Raw genomic sequence first — 16,806 nt, forward strand, 5'->3', positions numbered from 1 at the left:
CTGGGCAATATGAGCACTCTTGAGCCCGAGCGCGGGACTGGTACGGGGACCCTCGTAGAGCCGACGCCGCAGGTGTCCCACGGCGACGGCGACCACGAGCGCTTCGCCCACTACGTCCAGAAGGACAAGATCATGGCGAGCGCCCTCGACGGCACCCCCGTCGTGGCGCTGTGCGGCAAGGTCTGGGTGCCGGGCCGCGACCCGAAGAAGTACCCCGTGTGCCCCATGTGCAAGGAGATCTACGAGTCCATGGGCAGCGGCGGCGACAAGGACAAGGGCGGCGACAAGGGCAAGTAAGGCCCCGCCTCACACGGTGACCCGCGAGGGCCCCGGCGCGCTCCGGCGTGCGCCGGGGCCCTTCGCCATGCCGGATTGGTCGAGACCTCTTGTGGGCGGGTGCCGGTCCACCTAGCCTCCGTACCGTTCGGCTGGTTGTGCGGAGCGAAACGGCCGTTGCGCAGGGTGCAACGCGGGCGGGGAGGTCACATGGGTGAGATCGGCGGCGCGGGGACGGACCCGGCCGGGGAGGTGGCGCTGATCCCGGCGCCGGACGAGGTCGCGGTGTCGGGTGCCCGCTGTGTCGTGGACGCGGACACCGGGATCGAGGCCGCCGAGGGCACCGAAGGGGTGGCGCGCTGGCTGCGCTCGGCGGTCGGCGCGGCGACCGGGCTGCCCTTCGCGCCGTACCGCGAGGGCGAGAGCCGGGTACGGCTGCGGATCGTGCCCGCGCTCGCGGGGGAACTCGGCGGCCCGGAGTCGTACCGATTGACCGCCGAAAACAGGGTGGTCACCCTGGAAGGGGCGAGCGAGGCCGGACTGTTCTGGGCCGCCGGCACCTTTCGGCAACTGCTCGGACCCGAGGCTTTCCGGTGCGCTCCCGTCAGTGATCGCCGGAGCTGGGAATTCCCGGCGCTCACCGTGCGCGACAGCCCCCGGTTCGGCTGGCGCGGGCTGCTGCTCGACGTGGCCCGGCACTTCATGCCCAAGGACGGGGTGCTGCGCTATCTCGACCTGATGGCCGCGCACAAACTCAATGTGCTGCATCTGCACCTGACGGACGATCAGGGCTGGCGGATCGAGATCAGGCGGTATCCGGAACTGACCGAGACCGGCTCCTGGCGGGCACGGACGAAATTCGGTCACCGGGCCTCGCCGCTGTGGGAGGAGAAGCCGCACGGGGGTTACTACACCCAGGACGACATCCGGGAGATCGTCGCCTACGCGGCCGGGCGGCACATCACCGTCGTACCGGAAATCGATGTGCCGGGGCATTCGCAGGCCGCCATCGCCGCGCATCCGGAACTCGGCAACACCGACGTCGTCGACACGAACGCACTCTCCGTCTGGGACACCTGGGGGATCAACCCCAACGTACTGGCCCCCACCGACACCACCCTCCGGTTTTACGAAGGGGTGTTCGAGGAGGTCCTGGAGATGTTCCCGTCACGGTTCATCCACATCGGTGGCGACGAATGCCCGAAGGACCAGTGGCAGAAGTCGCCGGCCGCCCAGGAGCGCATCGCCGGTCTGGGCCTCGGCGACGAGGACGGGCTCCAGTCGTGGTTCGTGCGGCACTTCGACACCTGGCTCGGGGCGCGCGGGCGCCGGCTGATCGGCTGGGACGAGATCCTCCAGGGCGGCCTCGCGCCAGGTGCCGCGGTCTCCTCCTGGCGCGGCTACGAGGGCGGGGTCACCGCCGCGCGCGCCGGACACGACGTCGTCATGTGCCCCGAGCAGTACGTGTACCTGGACCACCGGCAGGCCCCCGGCGACGAGGAGCCGGTGCCGATCGGCTTCGTGCGCACCCTGGAGGACGTCTACCGGTTCGAACCGGTTCCGGCGGCGCTCACCGAGGCCGAGGCGCGCCATGTGCTCGGCACTCAGGCCAATGTGTGGACCGAGGTCCTGGAGGACGCCCGGCGCGTGGACTACCAGGCGTTTCCCCGGCTCGCCGCGTTCGCGGAGGTCGCCTGGAGCCGGCTGCCCGCGCCCCCTGAGCGGGACTTCGCGGACTTCGAGCGCCGGATGGCCGCGCACTACCGGCGACTTGACGCGCTGGGCGTCGCCTACCGGCCGCCGGCCGGACCCCGGCCCTGGCAGCGGCGGCCCGGCGTACCCGGCCGCCCGATCGACGGACCGCCGCCCACCAGGTGATCCCGCCGGGTGTACCCCAACAGGCGTGCCGCGCAACGGGGATAGAACAGATAGCGGAAAAACCCCGGCAGCTTCACCGAAGAGTGGCAATTCGCACGCACCGGTGAAGCGGTGCGAAAACGGACCATCTCCCCGGTGAGGTGGGCGAATGCCTCCTAGCGGACCCCCGCGTTCGAGCCCTGCGAAGATGTGCCAGAGTTGCCACGTCCGCCCTGTCAGCACGTACCGTACGGCGCAACAGGCGGGACCAGGTGGGACAGCGGGAAGGGGCAGCCGGGTTGACCACGCACGCACCGCAGGCGGGGCAGGCCGTCACGCTGCCCACGACGCTGGACGAAGCGGTGGCGGCACTCGCCGCGATGCCCACCGCCGTCCCGGTCGCGGGCGGCACCGACCTGATGGCAGCCGTCAACTCCGGGCAACTGCGGCCCGCCGCCCTGGTCGGTCTCGGCCGGATCAGCGAGATCCGCGGCTGGCAGTACCAGGACGGCCACGCGCTGCTCGGCGCCGGACTCACCCACGCGCGCATGGGCCGCCCCGACTTCGCGGCCCTCATCCCGGCGCTCGCCGCCGCCGCGCGCGCCGCGGGCCCGCCGCACATCCGCAACGCGGGCACCCTGGGCGGCAACATCGCCTCCGCCGCGCCCACCGGGGACGCGCTGCCGGTGCTCGCCGCGCTGGAGGCGACGCTGATCGTCGCCGGGCCGGGCGGGGCGCGCCGGGAGGTCCCGGTCTCGCACCTGCTGGCGGGCGTGGAGATGCTGGGCGCCGGCGAACTCATCGGCTTCGTGCGGGTGCCGCTGCTGCACGCCCCGCAGGTCTTCCTGAAGGCGACCGGGCGCACCGGACCCGGCCGCGCGCTGGCCTCCGTGGCCCTCGTCCTCGACCCGGCGCGGCGCGGAGTGCGCTGCGCGGTCGGGGCCATCGCGCCGATGCCGCTGCGGCCGCTGGAGGCCGAGCAGTGGGTCGCGCAGCTCATCGACTGGGACAACGACCGTGCGCTCGTCCCCGAGGCGCTCAGCGCCTTCGGCGAGTACGTCGCCGCGGCCTGTATCCCCGACCCGGCGCCGGAGGCGGACGGTACGGTGCCGTCGCTGCCGCCCGCCGTACTGCACCTGCGGCGCACCGTCGCCGCGCTGGCCCGACGAGCACTGGGGAGGGCGCTGTCGTGACCGACGACCGGCACGGAGAGGGCACGCCCGAGGGCGGCGGCCGCTGGAACCCGCTGCCCCAGGGCGACTACGACGACGGCGCCACCGCCTTCGTCAAGCTCCCCGAGGGGGGCATAGACGCCCTGCTGTCCGGCGACAGCCCGCTGGCCGCGCCGGGCCACGGCTATGTGCCGCCGCGCATTCCGGGGGCACCGGCCGAGGGCGGTCAGGGCGGCTGGCCGGCGCCGCCGAGCGCGGCGCAGTGGCCCGACGCCGACGGCGGTCAGGGCGGCGGCCAGTGGGCCGACCCGAGCGCCGGGCAGGGGGCGACGCAGGGCGGCGACCGTTTCACGTACGACCCCGCGGCCACCCAGCACTGGAACTTCGAGGAGCCCCCGGCGCCCGCCGCGCCCGGCCATGACGTCACCGGGCAGTGGTCCATCCCGGTCGTCGGCGGGGAACTGCCGGACGAATCCGGCGAGTTCACGACGTCGTCCCTGGTGGAGCAGTGGGGCGGCACCCCGCCCGCCACGCTTCCGGGCGGCGCGCCCGCGCCCTGGGCCACCGACGCCGGCCGGCCCTGGGGCGACCAGGGCGAGGCCCCGCACGGACCGGACACGTACGGGTCCGGCGAGGGGTTCGGGCATGAGGCGTACGGCTCCGAGACCGCCGAGGCGTACGACCAGGGGGGCGCGGACTTCACCGCCGGGACCGCGGAGGGCGCGGCGCAGGGAGATGTCGGCAGCGCGCGGGCACGCCGCCAGGCCCGCGCACAGGCCGCCTACGAGCAGTCCGGGGCCGGTCAGGGCGGGTACGAGCACGCGGGCCCCGAGCAGGGCCAGGCCGCAGGGGAGCGGCAGGGCGTGGCGCCGGGTGCGCACCAGGACGCCGCCCCTTACGGGCAGGACGCTCACGGACACACCGGTCCCGTACCGGGCGCGCAGGAGCAGGCCGTTCGCGCGCCGGAGCAGACCGGTCCCGTGCCGGGCGCGTACGACACGCTGGGGCGCGACGCGTACGAGCAGGGCGGCGCCGGTCAGGCGGCGGCGCCGGGCGCGCACGAGCCCGCTGGGCACGCGCAGGGCGCGGACGCTCGGGATGTGTACGAGCAGGGCGGCTACGAGCAGGGCGGCTCGGGTCGGGCGGAGGCGGCGCCGGGCGCGCACGAACCTGCCGGACACACGCCGGGCGTGGACGCCCGGGCTGCGTACGACCAGGGCGGGTACGAGCGGTCCGGGCAGGCGGACGGCGCAGGCGCCCAGGGTCCGGTCGGCGCCGGGGCGCAGGAGCACGCCGCGCACGGGCAGGACCAGCGGATAGACGACCACCTCGGCCGGGCCGGGCACGGGCAGCCGGGGCACCCGGACGCCGCGCACGGACAGCTGCCCCAGGCGGGGTACGCGCCGAGTCCGCACGGGCAGGCGGGCCACGAGCAAGGGGCCCAGGAGCAGCCGGCCCACGAACAGCGGGGCCACGAACAGGGCGGCCACGAACAGGGTGGTCACGAACGGGTCGGCCACCCCGATGCGGCGCACCCGGAGCCGGGCCACACCCAGCCGGGCCACGCCGCCTCCGCTCACCTCCCCGCGCCGGTTGCCGAGCCGTCGTACCCCGCCCAGGACCACCCCCGGGCCGACGCCGGGGCGGAGCACCGTACGCCGCCCGCCGGGGTCCCCGTCGGACCGGACGAGCACGGACCGGCCGATCCGGCCGCGACGTCCGGGCACCCCGTCGACGGCCCCGCCGAACACACGGAGCAGGCCGCCGCGCCCGAGGCCGCCACGCCGCCGGACGCGGAGCCCGGCCCGGCCACCACGCCGGCGCACGGCACCCCGGTGCCCCCCGGCGACCCGGCGGTACCCGTCGTACCCGAGCAGCGCTCCGGCGCGGGCGCACCCGTCGTACCCGGACAGCGGTCCGACACGCCCGTGCCGGCGCCCGCCGGGCCCGCGGAGCCCGCTGCGGCGCACGACGGCGACACACCGGTCCCCGCGCCGGACGCGTCCGGACACGCCGACGCCGGGCCCGCAGGGACCGAGACCCGCGGCGCACTCGAGGCACCCGAAACCTCCGAGGTCCCCGGCGCACCCGAAGCGCCCGCGGCCCCCGAGGAGCCGGAACCCGCCCCCCTCTCGCCGCACGACGACCATCCCCTCGCCTCCTACGTCCTGCGCGTCAACGGCGCCGACCGGCCCGTCACCGACGCCTGGATCGGGGAGTCGCTGCTGTACGTGCTGCGCGAGCGGCTCGGTCTCGCGGGCGCGAAGGACGGCTGCTCCCAGGGCGAGTGCGGTGCCTGCAACGTGCAGGTCGACGGGCGGCTCGTGGCCTCCTGCCTGGTGCCCGCGGTCACCGCCGCCGGCACCGAGGTGCGCACCGTGGAGGGGCTGGCCCAGGACGGGCACCCCTCCGACGTACAGCGGGCGCTGGCCCGGTGCGGCGCCGTGCAGTGCGGATTCTGCGTGCCCGGCATGGCGATGACCGTGCACGACCTGCTGGAGGGCAACCCCGCGCCGACCGAGCTGGAGACCCGGCAGGCCCTGTGCGGCAACCTGTGCCGCTGCTCCGGTTACCGGGGCGTCGTCCAGGCCGTCCAGGAGGTCGTCGCCGAGCGCGAGGCCGCGCACGCCCCCGAGCCGGAGGCGGCCGGTGCCGCCGACGACGCGCGCGTACCGCACCAGGCGGGCCCCGGCGCCGGCGGCGCCGGCCCGTCGGTGTTCGAGGCGCCGGGCGTGTTCGACACACCGCCCCCCACCCCCGACGGCTACGGCGACACGCCCGGCCCGTACGACCAGCACTACGGCCAGGACGGAGGCCAGGCGTGAGCGACGAGACCGTCACCGCCACCGCGGAACCCGCCCCCGAGCCCGAGCCGGCACCGCACGGCCTCGGCGTCTCGCTGCCGCACGCGGACGCCCGCGCCAAGACCGAGGGGACCTTCCCCTACGCCGCCGACCTGTGGGCCGAGGGCCTGCTCTGGGCGGCCGTCCTGCGCTCCCCGCACGCGCACGCCCGGATCGTGTCCATCGACACCGCGCACGCCCGCGAGATGCCCGGCGTGCGTGCCGTCATCACGCACGAGGACGTGCCGGGCACCCCCCGCCACGGCCGGGGCACCCCCGACCGGCCGGTGTTCGCCGCCGAGGTCGTACGGCACCACGGCGAGCCCATCGCCGCCGTCGCCGCCGACCACCCGGACACCGCGCGGATGGCCGCGGCGGCGATCATCGTCGAGTACGAGATCCTCGACCCGGTGACCGACCCCGAGCAGGCGTTCGAGGCCGAACCCCTGCACCCCGACGGCAACCTGATCCGGCACATCCCGCTGCGCCACGGCGACACGGACGCGGTCGGCGAGGTCGTGGTCGAGGGGCTGTACCGGATCGGCCGCCAGGACCCGGCCCCGATCGGCGCCGAGGCCGGTCTCGCGGTGCCGCGCCCCGACGGCGGGGTGGAGCTGTACCTGGCCTCCACCGACCCGCACCACGACCGCGACACCGCCGCCGCCTGCTTCGGGCTGTCCCCGGATCGGGTGAAGATCGTGGTCACCGGGGTGCCCGGCGCCACCGCCGACCGCGAGGACCAGAGCTTCCAGCTCCCGCTCGGCCTGCTGGCGCTGCGCACCGGACTGCCGGTGAAGCTCACCGCGAGCCGCGAGGAGTCCTTCCTCGGGCACGTCCACCGCCACCCCACCCTGCTGCGCTACCGCCACCACGCGGACGCCGAGGGCAGGCTGGTGAAGGTGGAGGCGCAGATCCTCCTCGACGCGGGCGCGTACGCCGACACCTCCGCGGACGCGCTGGCCGCCGCCGTCTCCTTCGCGTGCGGGCCGTACGTCGTGCCGAACGCGTTCATCGAGGGCTGGGCCGTACGCACCAACAACCCGCCCTCCGGCCATGTGCGCGGCGAGGGCGCGATGCAGGTGTGCGCCGCCTACGAGGCGCAAATGGACAAGCTGGCCCGGAAGCTGGACCTGGACCCGGCCGAACTGCGGTTGCGCAACGCCCTCGCGACCGGTGACGTACTGCCCATCGGCCAGACCGTGACCTGCCCGGCCCCGGTCGCCGAACTCCTCCAGGCGGTACGGGACTTCCCGCTCCCGGCGCTGCCCAAGGACACCCCCGAGGAGGACTGGCTGCTGCCCGGCGGTCCCGAGGGCGCGGGGGAGCCGGGCGCGGTGCGCCGAGGCGTCGGCTACGGCCTCGGCATGGTGCACATGCTCGGCGCGGAGGGCGCCGACGAGGTGTCCACGGCGACGGTCAAGGTCCACGACGGCATCGCGACCGTGCTGTGCGCGGCGGTGGAGGCCGGCCAGGGATTCACCACGCTGGCCCGGCAGATCGTGCAGGAGACCCTGGGCATCGAGGAGGTCCGCGTCGCCCCGGTCGACACCGACCAGCCCCCGTCCGGACCGGGCAGCCGGGGCCGGCACACCTGGGTGTCGGGCGGCGCGGTGGAGCGGGCCGCGAAGATGGTCCGCACCCAGCTCCTCCAGCCGCTGGCCCACACGTTCGGCATGTCGACCGAGCTGCTCCAGATCGAGGACGGCAAGATCACGTCGTACGACGGGGTGCTGTCGACCACCGTCACCGAGGCGCTGGACGGCAAGGAGCTGTGGGCCACGGCGCAGTGCCGCCCGCACCCCACCGAGCCGCTGGACGCGGTCGGGCAGGGCGACGCGTTCGTGGGCCTCGCGTTCTGCGCGATCCGCGCGGTGGTGGACGTGGACATCGAGCTGGGCTCGGTGCGGGTGGTGGAGCTGGCCGTCGCTCAGGACGTGGGCCGGGTGCTCAACCCCGCCCAGCTGGCGGCCCGGATCGAGGCGGGCGTAACCCAGGGCGTGGGCATCGCGCTCACCGAGAACCTGCGCACCCCGCGCGGCCTGATCCGGCACCCCGACCTGACCGGGTACGCCCTGCCGACCGCGCTGGACGCGCCGGACATCCGGATCGTCAAGCTGGTGGAGGAGCGGGACGTGGTCGCGCCGTTCGGCGCCAAGTCGGTCAGCGCGGTGCCGGTGGTGACCGCCCCGGCGGCCATCGCCTCCGCCGTCCGCGCGGCCACCGGCCGCCCGGTCAACCGGCTCCCGATCCGCCCCCAGGCGGCCGTCGTCACCGACCGCTGACCGCCGCCGCGCAACGCGTCGCGCCCGTCCGGCGTCTTCCCACCACGGGGGCGTTGTCAGTGGGGCCGCGTAGTGTGCTCGGCGGTGGGGGAGCCGTCGGTGCGGGCGCCCGTACTGTGCCACGCACGGGCGAGACCGCGGGGGAGCGATGGGTACGACGACGGATGCCGGGGCGGCGATCACGCTGACCGAGGCGGAGCTGGGCCGCCATGTCACGCATGCCGCGACGCGCGGTCTGCTCGCGGGCGCCGGGCTGCCCGCCGTCACCGATGTGCTGACCTTCTCCCCGCTGCGCGCGCACGGCCTGCGCACCCTCGCGGACGCGGCGGACGCCCCCTTCCACCTGGCGGAGGAATTGCGGGACCGGCTGGTGATAGGCGAGCTGCTCAACCCGCCCGGCATGGAGCGCGAGTCGATCCTGCTCGACGGCGACACGGGCGAGGTCACGACGGCGTACCTCCGCGACCCCTCGGCGTGGCGCCCCTTCGCGCCGTCTCTGGCCACGCTGCTGCGCTTCGCCGCCGTCACGGAGGAACTGGCGGGCCTGCGCGGCCGGTTCGCCTCGCTGGCCGCTCAGTACGGCCCGCGGACGGCCGCCGAGGCATCCCGCCGGCTGCTGGGCCTGTTCGCGGAGGGCACGGACGGCCGGGTGCCGCCGTACTGGAAGGCGGCGGCCCTGATCCGCCCGCTCGCGCTGGCCGCGGGCCCCGGTACGGCGTCCGGTCTGACCCTGGACATCCCCGCGCGCGTCCTCGACCAGGAGTTCGGGCAGGGCAGGGTGGCCCGCTTCGAGGACGTCGACTTCCCGGCCACGCTCACCCATGAGCCGACCCGCCGCTTCCTGCGCGAGACGGGGCTGCCCGAGGAGGCGGTGCTCTTCTTCACCGACCCGGACGCCCCGCTGCCGACCCTGCGCGAGTACGTCACGGAGGAGGGCGCCGACTACACCCTCACCGAACTCCCGGCCCACTGCGACCACTTGATCCGCCTCGGCCGCCTGGCCGAGGACAACAGCCTGGTGGTCGACGGCCGCACCGGCGCGGTCCTTACCTTCTCCGCCCCCGAGGCCGCGCTCCACCCCCTCAACACCGACGTCTCCACCCTCGCGTTCACCCTCTGGCTCCTCCACCACGAACGCACCATCGACCAGCACCTCGCCCACGAACTGACGAGCACCGCCTACGATCAACTGGCCGCCGCCATGCTCCACACCCTGACCACCCTCGACCCGACGGCCACCCTGCCGGACACGGCATGGCACTACTGGACGGAGTCCTTCCGGGACGAGGCGGGCGGGGCGCTCTGAGGACACCCCGCCCACAAGAAGAGGCCGTGGCGGGATTCGAACCCGCGTAACTCGCTTTGCAGGCGAGTCCCTGAACCACTCGGGCACACGGCCGTGTCGGTGGAATGACCGTAGGGCGGGGGTGCGGCGGCGCTCAAGAGGGGCCGTGGGGATGCAATGTGACTGCCACACGGCGTTCATGGGAGACGGGGCGTAGGTCAAAGGTCGCAGGGGAGAGGGGGCCTTTGACAGGGGTCAAACTCGGGATCGGGCCTTACTCTGGCGGACATGAGTGTGCTGGGGTCCCGTGCCGACGACGTCGTGGTGGAGGAAGGCTCCGAGCCGGAAGGCGGGGTGCTCGGCCGGGCCTACCGTGCGCTGAGCGTCGGCATCGTGTCCGTCGTGTTCCTGATCGCCTTCGAGGCGACCGCCGTCGGCACCGCCATGCCCGTCGCGGCGCGCGAGCTGCACGGCGTGGCGCAGTACGCCTTCGCGTTCTCCGGCTTCTTCACCACCAGCCTCTTCGGCATGGTCCTGGCCGGCCAGTGGGCCGACCGCCGCGGCCCGCTCGCCGCGCTGACCACCGGCATCGGCGCCTTCGCCGCGGGCCTGGTGATCGCCGGGACCGCCCAGTCCATGTGGGTGTTCGTCCTCGGCCGGGCCGTACAGGGGCTCGGCGGCGGGCTCGTCATCGTCGCCCTGTACGTGGTCGTCGGCCGCGCCTACCCCGAGCGGCTGCGCCCCGCGATCATGGCGGCGTTCGCGGCCGGCTGGGTCGTACCGTCCATCGTCGGCCCCCTCGCCTCCGGCGCCGTCACCGAACAGCTCGGCTGGCGCTGGGTGTTCCTCGGCATCCCCGTCCTCGTCGTGCTCCCGCTGGCCCTCGCCCTGCCCCAGATACGCCGCCGGGCGTCGGGACCGGTCGACGCGGAAGCCGCCGCGGCCCCCCTCGACCGCCGGCGCATCCGGCTCGCCCTCGGTATCGCCCTCGGCGCCGGGCTCGTCCAGTACGCCGCCCAGGATCCGCGCCCCCTCTCCCTGATACCCGGCGCGGCCGGTGCCGCCCTGCTGGTGCCCGCCGTCCTCGGCCTGCTGCCGCGCGGCACCTACCGCGCCGCCCGCGGCCTGCCCTCCGTCGTACTGTTGCGCGGGGTGTGCGCCGGGTCCTTCGTCGCCGCCGAGTCCTTCGTGCCGCTGATGCTGGTCACCCAGCGGGGCCTGTCGCCGACGCTCGCCGGGCTCTCCCTGGCCGCGGGCGGCGGCACCTGGGCGCTGGGCTCCTGGCTCCAGTCCCGGCCGCGCCTCGCGCCGTACCGGGAGCGGCTGATGACCGCCGGGATGGTCCTGGTCGTCGGCGCGCTGCTGACCGCGCCGAGCGTGCTGCTGCCCGCCGTGCCGGCGTGGACCGTCGCCGTCGTCTGGGCCTTCGGCTGCCTCGGCATGGGCCTGGTGATCTCCTCCACCAGCGTGCTGCTGCTGCGCCTGTCCGCCCCGGAGGAGGCCGGCGCCAACTCCGCCGCCCTCCAGATCTCCGACGCCCTCTCCAACGCCCTGCTCCTGGCCGCCGCGGGCGCCGCCTTCGCGACCCTCGGCGGCGGCTCGGCCGCCCATCCCGCCGCCTTCGCCGTCGTCTTCCTCGCCATGGCGGCGGTCGCCCTCATGGGCGTGTGGGTCGCGACCCGCTGCACAGGCGGCGACGGGACGGCCGCGGCGGCCCGGTGACCGGCGTCCTGACCAGGCGGCATACAGTGGCCACCATGCGCCCGCTGACCGTGCACCTCGACCCCGCCACCCACCAGGCCCTTTCCGACCTCGCCGACGCGCAGGGGCGCACGCCGGAGCAGGCGGTGGCGGAGGCCGTACGCCGGTACCTGGCGGCCGAGGAGACGGCCGTGCGCGACACCGCCGAGCGGCTGGCGCACGCCCACGCCGACCTGCTGAGGAGGCTCGGCGAATGAACACCCGCCACCTCACCGTCGCCGACGTCACCGCCCTCGCCACGCTCGCCTTCGGCGGCCGGCCGCCCGAGGCGCGGGAGCCGGGGCTGCTCGCCTCCGCCGTACACCGCCCGCGCGCCCGGATGTTCGGCACGGCCGCCTACGACGACCTGTACGAACAGGCCGCCGCCCTGCTGCACGCCCTCGCCGCGAACCACCCCCTGGTCGACGGCAACAAGCGCACCGCCTGGCTCGCCACCGCCACGTTCCTCGCCCTCAACGGGGTCGATCCGGCCGGGGTCGACCAGGACGCGGCGTACGCGCTGGTCATCGATGTGGCGTCGGGGACGCAGAGCGACGTGGGTGCGATCGCCGGGCGGCTGCGGGCGTTGTGACGTGGGTCCCACCCGGCGGTGACGCCGGGGCGTTCGGGACGGATGGGGCCGGCGGCGCCGGTAGGGTGGCCCGGTTGTCATACGTAGCCGACTGAACCTGACCACGGAGACCGTGACTACCGCCCGCCCGTCACCCGCCGCCACCCGCAACGGAGAGCCCTCCGGGCCCGCCGCCATGTCTGTTTCCTCCCACCACCTTTCCCCCGCCTTCCCCGGCCGCGCGCCCTGGGGCACCGCCGGCAAGCTGCGTGCCTGGCAGCAGGGGGCGATGGAGAAGTACATCCAGGAGCAGCCGCGCGACTTCCTCGCCGTCGCCACCCCCGGCGCGGGCAAGACCACCTTCGCGCTGACGCTGGCCTCCTGGCTGCTCCACCACCACGTGGTGCAGCAGGTGACCGTGGTCGCGCCCACCGAGCACCTGAAGAAGCAGTGGGCCGAGGCGGCGGCACGGATCGGCATCAAGCTCGACCCCGAGTACAGCGCCGGACCGCTCGGCCGGGAGTACGACGGCGTCGCCGTCACCTACGCGGGCGTCGGCGTCCGCCCCATGCTGCACCGCAACCGCGTCGAGCAGCGCAAGACCCTGGTGATCCTGGACGAGATCCACCACGCCGGCGACTCCAAGTCCTGGGGCGAGGCGTGCCTGGAGGCGTTCGAGCCCGCGACCCGGCGGCTCGCGCTGACCGGTACGCCGTTCCGCTCCGACACCAACCCCATCCCGTTCGTGACGTACGAGGAGGACAACGCGGGCATCCGCCGCTCCTCCGCCGACTACACCTACGGGTACGGCTCCGCGCTCTCCGACGGCGTCGTGCGCCCGGTCATCTTCCTCTCCTACAGCGGGCAGATGCGCTGGCGCACCAAGGCCGGCGACGAGATCGCCGCCCGGCTCGGCGAACCGATGACCAAGGACGCGGTCAGCCAGGCCTGGCGCACCGCGCTGGACCCGCGCGGCGAGTGGATGCCCAGCGTGCTGCGCGCCGCCGACCAGCGGCTCACCGAGGTCAGGAAGGCCATCCCGGACGCCGGCGCCCTCGTCATCGCCTCCGACCAGGACTCCGCCCGCGCCTACGCCAAGCTGATCCGCGAGATCACCGGTACGAAGGCCACGCTCGTCCTGTCCGACGACGCCGGCGCGTCCAAGCGCATCGACGACTTCAGCGCGAGCGACGACCGCTGGATGGTCGCGGTGCGCATGGTGTCCGAGGGCGTCGACGTGCCCCGCCTCGCGGTCGGCGTCTACGCCACCACCATCTCCACCCCGCTGTTCTTCGCCCAGGCCGTCGGCCGCTTCGTGCGGTCCCGGCGGCGCGGCGAGACCGCCTCCGTCTTCCTGCCGACCGTGCCCGACCTGCTGACCTTCGCCAATGAGATGGAGAAGGAGCGGGACCACGCCCTCGACAAGCCGAAGAAGGAGGGCGAGGAGGACCCGTACGCCGAATCCGAGAAGGAGATGGAGGAGGCGAACAAGGAGCAGGACGAGGACACCGGCGAGCAGGAGCAGTTCTCCTTCGAGGCGCTGGAGTCCGAGGCCGTCTTCGACCGGGTGCTCTACGACGGCGCCGAGTTCGGCATGCAGGCGCATCCGGGCAGCGAGGAGGAGCAGGACTACCTCGGCATCCCCGGACTGCTGGAGCCCGACCAGGTGCAGATGCTGCTCCAGAAGCGGCAGGCCCGGCAGATCGCGCACAGCAAGAAGAAGCCGGACACCGAGGCCGACCTGCTCGAACTGCCCGCCGAGCGGCGCCCCGTCGTCTCCCACAAGGAGATGATGGAGCTGCGCAAGCGGCTCAACACCCTCGTCAGCGCCTACGTCCACCAGAGCGGCAAGCCGCACGGGGTGATCCACACCGAGCTGCGCCGGGTGTGCGGCGGGCCGCCGAGCGCGGAGGCGACGGCGGGACAGCTGAAGCAGCGGATCGCCAAGGTGCAGGAGTGGGCCACGCGGATGCGGTGACGCGGTCGGCGCCCGGTTCGCTGCCGTACGTATCCGGACGTATACCGTCAGTTCGTCCGCACGTCTGCCCGGATTCTGGACCGAGACTTCCGCTCAGCGAACCCGCTTCGCTACTGTCCCGCTACGCAACGCCCCGTGGCAGCGCCGCCGCGGAGCGCAGCCGTGAAAGCGACAGGGTCCGGAGCCGCCGGGCCGTCCTGCCGATCGGCGGCCTCTGGAGCGCGTCGCCGACGGGACTCGGTGACGCATTTCCCGCTCGGGGGCTCGCCGGCCTACCCGCCGAAGGAGTGGGGGTCGTGACCGCGGAGACCTCTCAGACGCTCGACCGGGGACTGCGTGTCCTCAAGCTGCTCGCCGACACCGACCACGGGCTCACCGTCAGCGAGCTGTCCAACAAACTGGGCGTGAACCGGACCGTGGTGTACCGGCTGCTCGCCACGCTGGAGCAGCACGCTCTGGTACGACGTGATCTGGGCGGCCGGGCCCGCGTCGGGCTCGGGGTGCTGGGGCTCGGACGCCAGGTGCATCCGCTGGTCAGGGAGGCCGCGCTGCCGGCGCTGCGGTCGCTGGCGGAGGAGATCGGGGCGACGGCGCACCTCACGCTGGTCGACGGCACCGAGGCGCTGGCGGTGGCGGTGGTGGAGCCGACCTGGACCGACTACCACGTGGCCTACCGCGCCGGCTTCCGGCACCCCCTGGACCGGGGCGCGGCGGGCCGGGCGATACTCGCGGCACGCCGGGCCCCCGCGGGCCAGCCGGCGTACACCCTGACACGGGGCGAACTGGAGACCGGGGCGTGCGGGGCGGCCGCGCCGCTGGTGGGGGTGACCGGGGTGGAGGGCAGCGTGGGTGTCGTGATGCTCGCGGACTCCGTACCGGAACGCGTCGGGCCCAGGGTGGTGGAGGCGGCTCGGGAAGTGGCGGAGGCGTTGCGCTGAGCCGCGGGGTCGCGGTGCGCGCCGGAGACGACGGCTCCCGCCGCGTCCTGTAGGGGGCGTCAGCGGCTCTGCCGCGGCCATCCACCGCGACGGCGGCCGGAAAGCGCCCGGCGCCCCGGTCGGTCACCGCCGAACCGCCGGACGGCACCCGTCACGTAAATTGAACCCGTGCTCACACGTCTCACGCGCCCCCAGGCCCTCACCCTGTGCGCGCTTCCCGTCGTCGCGCTGATCGCCACCGCGCTGTTCGCGCCGCTGCCGTTCTCCGTGGCGCAGCCCGGCATGACGGCGAACGTGCTGGGCGCGAACCGGGGTGCGCAGGTGATCACCGTCAAGGGAGCCGGCACCCGCCGGACGAGCGGGCAGCTGAGGATGGTCACCATCGAGGCGACCGGCCCGGACACCCGGCTCACCTTCCGGGATCTCGCCGGTGACTGGTTCCGCACCGACCGGGCCGTGATGCCGCACGACGCGGTGTACCCGAGCGGCAACACGCTCAAGGAGATCGAGCAGCACAACACGGCGCAGATGCGGCAGTCCCAGGACGCGGCGGCCAGCGCGGCGCTGACGTACCTGAACCTGAGCCCCGAGAAGGTCAAGGTCACGCTGAAGCTGGCGGACGTGGGCGGTCCGAGCGCGGGCCTGCTGTTCACGCTGGGGATCATCGACAAGCTGCGCGGCGACGGCCACGGCGGCGATCTCACCGGAGGCCGCACCATCGCCGGTACGGGCACGATCGACGCGGCGGGCCGGGTCGGCGCGGTCGGCGGCGTGGGCCTCAAGACGCAGGCGGCCCGCCGGGACGGTGCCACGGTCTTCCTGGTTCCGAAGGCCGAGTGCGCCGATGCCCGCGGCGGTCTGCCCAAGGGCCTGCGCCTGGTGCCGGTGACCACCCTGAAGGGCACGGTCGACGCGCTGCGCGCCCTGGAGACCGGCAAGGGCTCGGTGCCGAGCTGCTAGCCGGCGGCGCCACGGCCCGGCGGGGGCCGGCCGCGAGCCGCGGGCCCGGTCCGAGTGGGTCACCGCGAGTCGATCGGGAACAGGTGCGTGTGGACGCGCACTTGCTTGGCTCCGGGCGTCCTCGCGCCGGCCCTGTTGCGGATGTCGCTCATGTCGGTGGACCGGGACCACTCCGCGGACCACTGGTCGCGGGTGCCGATCCAGGTGGCCGGCTCGCGGGCGTGCCGCGCTCCGGGGCGTCAGCGGCTCTGCCGCGGCCATCCACCGTGACGGCGGCCGGAAACGGCGCCCGGCGCCCCGATGGTTACCGACTCGGCCAGCCCGACCGGCACCGGGACCGGTTACTCCTCCGCCGCCTGCTCCACCAGCGGAATCACTCGCAGCGGTACCGGGTTCTCCATCACGATCGCCGTGGAGGCCCGCACGATGCCCTCGAAGCCGACGACCCGGTCGATCACCCGCTGGAGATCGGCGTTCGAGCGGGCCACCAGGCGGCACAGCATGTCCCCGCTGCCGGTCGTGGTCAGCAGCTCCAGCACCTCCGGCACCGTCGCCAGATACGCCCGTACGTCCGCCCCCTGGCCCTGCCGGATCTGGAGCGTGGCGAACGCGGTGACCGGGTAACCGAGGGCCGCCGGGTCCACCTGGGGGCCGAAGCCGCGGATCACGCCGTTCGACTGGAGCCGGTCGAGCCGCGCCTGCACCGTGCCCCGCGCGACCCCGAGCCGCCGGGACATCTCCAGCACGCCGATGCGCGGCTCGCGTGCCAGCAGCACGATGATCCGCCCGTCCAGATGATCGATCGCCACAGCCCCTCCCGGGATGGTCATCCTGTACAGAAAGTCCGGCCACTGGGCCGTATCACTTAACAAATTGCCCAGTGAATACGCGAACTATTGCGCAC

At 74.3% G+C, this 16,806-nt stretch carries 13 protein-coding genes and 1 tRNA gene; 12 read left to right on the plus strand and 2 right to left on the minus strand.

The features are described from left to right. Nucleotides 1–9: 9 nt before the first annotated feature. The 6 genes from ACE4Q9_RS20720 (at nucleotide 10) to ACE4Q9_RS20745 (ending at nucleotide 9,736) form a co-directional block, all read left to right on the plus strand. On the plus strand, nucleotides 10–297 hold the full coding sequence (locus ACE4Q9_RS20720; protein WP_397985716.1) for a DUF3039 domain-containing protein: 288 nt from the start codon (nucleotides 10–12) through the stop codon (nucleotides 295–297). 189 nt (nucleotides 298–486) lie between these two features. Next, nucleotides 487–2,154 carry a beta-N-acetylhexosaminidase gene (locus ACE4Q9_RS20725; protein ID WP_397985717.1) on the plus strand — a complete coding sequence of 556 codons (1,668 nt, stop codon included), beginning with the start codon at nucleotides 487–489 and terminating at the stop codon, nucleotides 2,152–2,154. 278 nt (nucleotides 2,155–2,432) lie between these two features. Further along, complete coding sequence (locus ACE4Q9_RS20730; RefSeq protein WP_285562353.1) at nucleotides 2,433–3,326, plus strand: xanthine dehydrogenase family protein subunit M; 894 nt, start codon at nucleotides 2,433–2,435, stop codon at nucleotides 3,324–3,326. Continuing rightward, nucleotides 3,323–6,130 (plus strand): 2Fe-2S iron-sulfur cluster-binding protein, encoded by a 2,808-nt coding sequence (locus tag ACE4Q9_RS20735; RefSeq protein ID WP_397985718.1) that lies wholly within the window; start codon nucleotides 3,323–3,325, stop codon nucleotides 6,128–6,130. The genes ACE4Q9_RS20730 and ACE4Q9_RS20735 overlap by 4 nt, the downstream gene beginning before the upstream one ends. Continuing rightward, the gene (locus ACE4Q9_RS20740; RefSeq protein WP_397985719.1) at nucleotides 6,127–8,430 is read left to right on the plus strand and encodes a xanthine dehydrogenase family protein molybdopterin-binding subunit; all 2,304 of its coding nucleotides are present in this window, start codon (nucleotides 6,127–6,129) and stop codon (nucleotides 8,428–8,430) included. Before ACE4Q9_RS20735 ends, ACE4Q9_RS20740 begins: the two co-directional genes overlap by 4 nt. A 148-nt stretch (nucleotides 8,431–8,578) precedes the next feature. Next, nucleotides 8,579–9,736 (plus strand): SUKH-4 family immunity protein, encoded by a 1,158-nt coding sequence (locus tag ACE4Q9_RS20745; protein WP_397985720.1) that lies wholly within the window; start codon nucleotides 8,579–8,581, stop codon nucleotides 9,734–9,736. A 21-nt stretch (nucleotides 9,737–9,757) separates the two neighbouring features. Here ACE4Q9_RS20745 and ACE4Q9_RS20750 read toward each other — a convergent pair. Next, nucleotides 9,758–9,829, minus strand: a tRNA-Cys gene (locus tag ACE4Q9_RS20750). A gap of 174 nt (nucleotides 9,830–10,003) precedes the next feature. On the opposite strand from ACE4Q9_RS20750, the gene ACE4Q9_RS20755 reads away from it, so the two are divergent. The 6 genes from ACE4Q9_RS20755 (at nucleotide 10,004) to ACE4Q9_RS20780 (ending at nucleotide 15,902) form a co-directional block, all read left to right on the plus strand. Then, a complete protein-coding gene (locus ACE4Q9_RS20755) occupies nucleotides 10,004–11,437 on the plus strand; it encodes an MFS transporter (protein ID WP_397985721.1) in 1,434 nt (477 codons plus the stop codon). 35 nt (nucleotides 11,438–11,472) lie between these two features. Next, nucleotides 11,473–11,673 carry a hypothetical protein gene (locus ACE4Q9_RS20760; RefSeq protein ID WP_397985722.1) on the plus strand — a complete coding sequence of 67 codons (201 nt, stop codon included), beginning with the start codon at nucleotides 11,473–11,475 and terminating at the stop codon, nucleotides 11,671–11,673. After that, entirely contained in the window at nucleotides 11,670–12,047 is a 378-nt protein-coding gene (locus ACE4Q9_RS20765; protein WP_397985723.1) for a type II toxin-antitoxin system death-on-curing family toxin, read from the plus strand. Before ACE4Q9_RS20760 ends, ACE4Q9_RS20765 begins: the two co-directional genes overlap by 4 nt. 175 nt (nucleotides 12,048–12,222) lie before the next feature. Beyond that, nucleotides 12,223–14,004: a DEAD/DEAH box helicase gene (locus ACE4Q9_RS20770; protein ID WP_397987277.1), complete on the plus strand. Its 1,782-nt coding sequence runs from the start codon at nucleotides 12,223–12,225 to the stop codon at nucleotides 14,002–14,004. A gap of 296 nt (nucleotides 14,005–14,300) precedes the next feature. Then, nucleotides 14,301–14,942, plus strand: coding sequence for an IclR family transcriptional regulator (locus tag ACE4Q9_RS20775; protein WP_397985724.1), 642 nt, complete (start codon nucleotides 14,301–14,303; stop codon nucleotides 14,940–14,942). A gap of 168 nt (nucleotides 14,943–15,110) precedes the next feature. Next, nucleotides 15,111–15,902, plus strand: a complete 792-nt coding sequence (locus ACE4Q9_RS20780; RefSeq protein WP_397985725.1) for a S16 family serine protease — start codon at nucleotides 15,111–15,113, stop codon at nucleotides 15,900–15,902. 341 nt (nucleotides 15,903–16,243) lie between these two features. On the opposite strand, the gene ACE4Q9_RS20785 is transcribed toward ACE4Q9_RS20780, so the two are convergent. After that, on the minus strand, nucleotides 16,244–16,711 hold the full coding sequence (locus tag ACE4Q9_RS20785; protein ID WP_046423174.1) for an Lrp/AsnC family transcriptional regulator: 468 nt from the start codon (nucleotides 16,709–16,711) through the stop codon (nucleotides 16,244–16,246). Nucleotides 16,712–16,806 lie beyond the last annotated feature (95 nt).

Source organism: Streptomyces sp. AM6-12, assembly GCF_044327085.1.
Classification (GTDB): domain Bacteria; phylum Actinomycetota; class Actinomycetes; order Streptomycetales; family Streptomycetaceae; genus Streptomyces.

Coding starts and splice junctions, on each gene's coding strand:
- ACE4Q9_RS20720 (WP_397985716.1), top strand. CDS start 10: ATGAGCACTCTTGAGCCCGAGCGCGGGACTGGTACGGGGACCCTCGTA.
- ACE4Q9_RS20725 (WP_397985717.1), top strand. CDS start 487: ATGGGTGAGATCGGCGGCGCGGGGACGGACCCGGCCGGGGAGGTGGCG.
- ACE4Q9_RS20745 (WP_397985720.1), top strand. CDS start 8,579: ATGGGTACGACGACGGATGCCGGGGCGGCGATCACGCTGACCGAGGCG.
- ACE4Q9_RS20755 (WP_397985721.1), top strand. CDS start 10,004: ATGAGTGTGCTGGGGTCCCGTGCCGACGACGTCGTGGTGGAGGAAGGC.
- ACE4Q9_RS20760 (WP_397985722.1), top strand. CDS start 11,473: ATGCGCCCGCTGACCGTGCACCTCGACCCCGCCACCCACCAGGCCCTT.
- ACE4Q9_RS20765 (WP_397985723.1), top strand. CDS start 11,670: ATGAACACCCGCCACCTCACCGTCGCCGACGTCACCGCCCTCGCCACG.
- ACE4Q9_RS20770 (WP_397987277.1), top strand. CDS start 12,223: ATGTCTGTTTCCTCCCACCACCTTTCCCCCGCCTTCCCCGGCCGCGCG.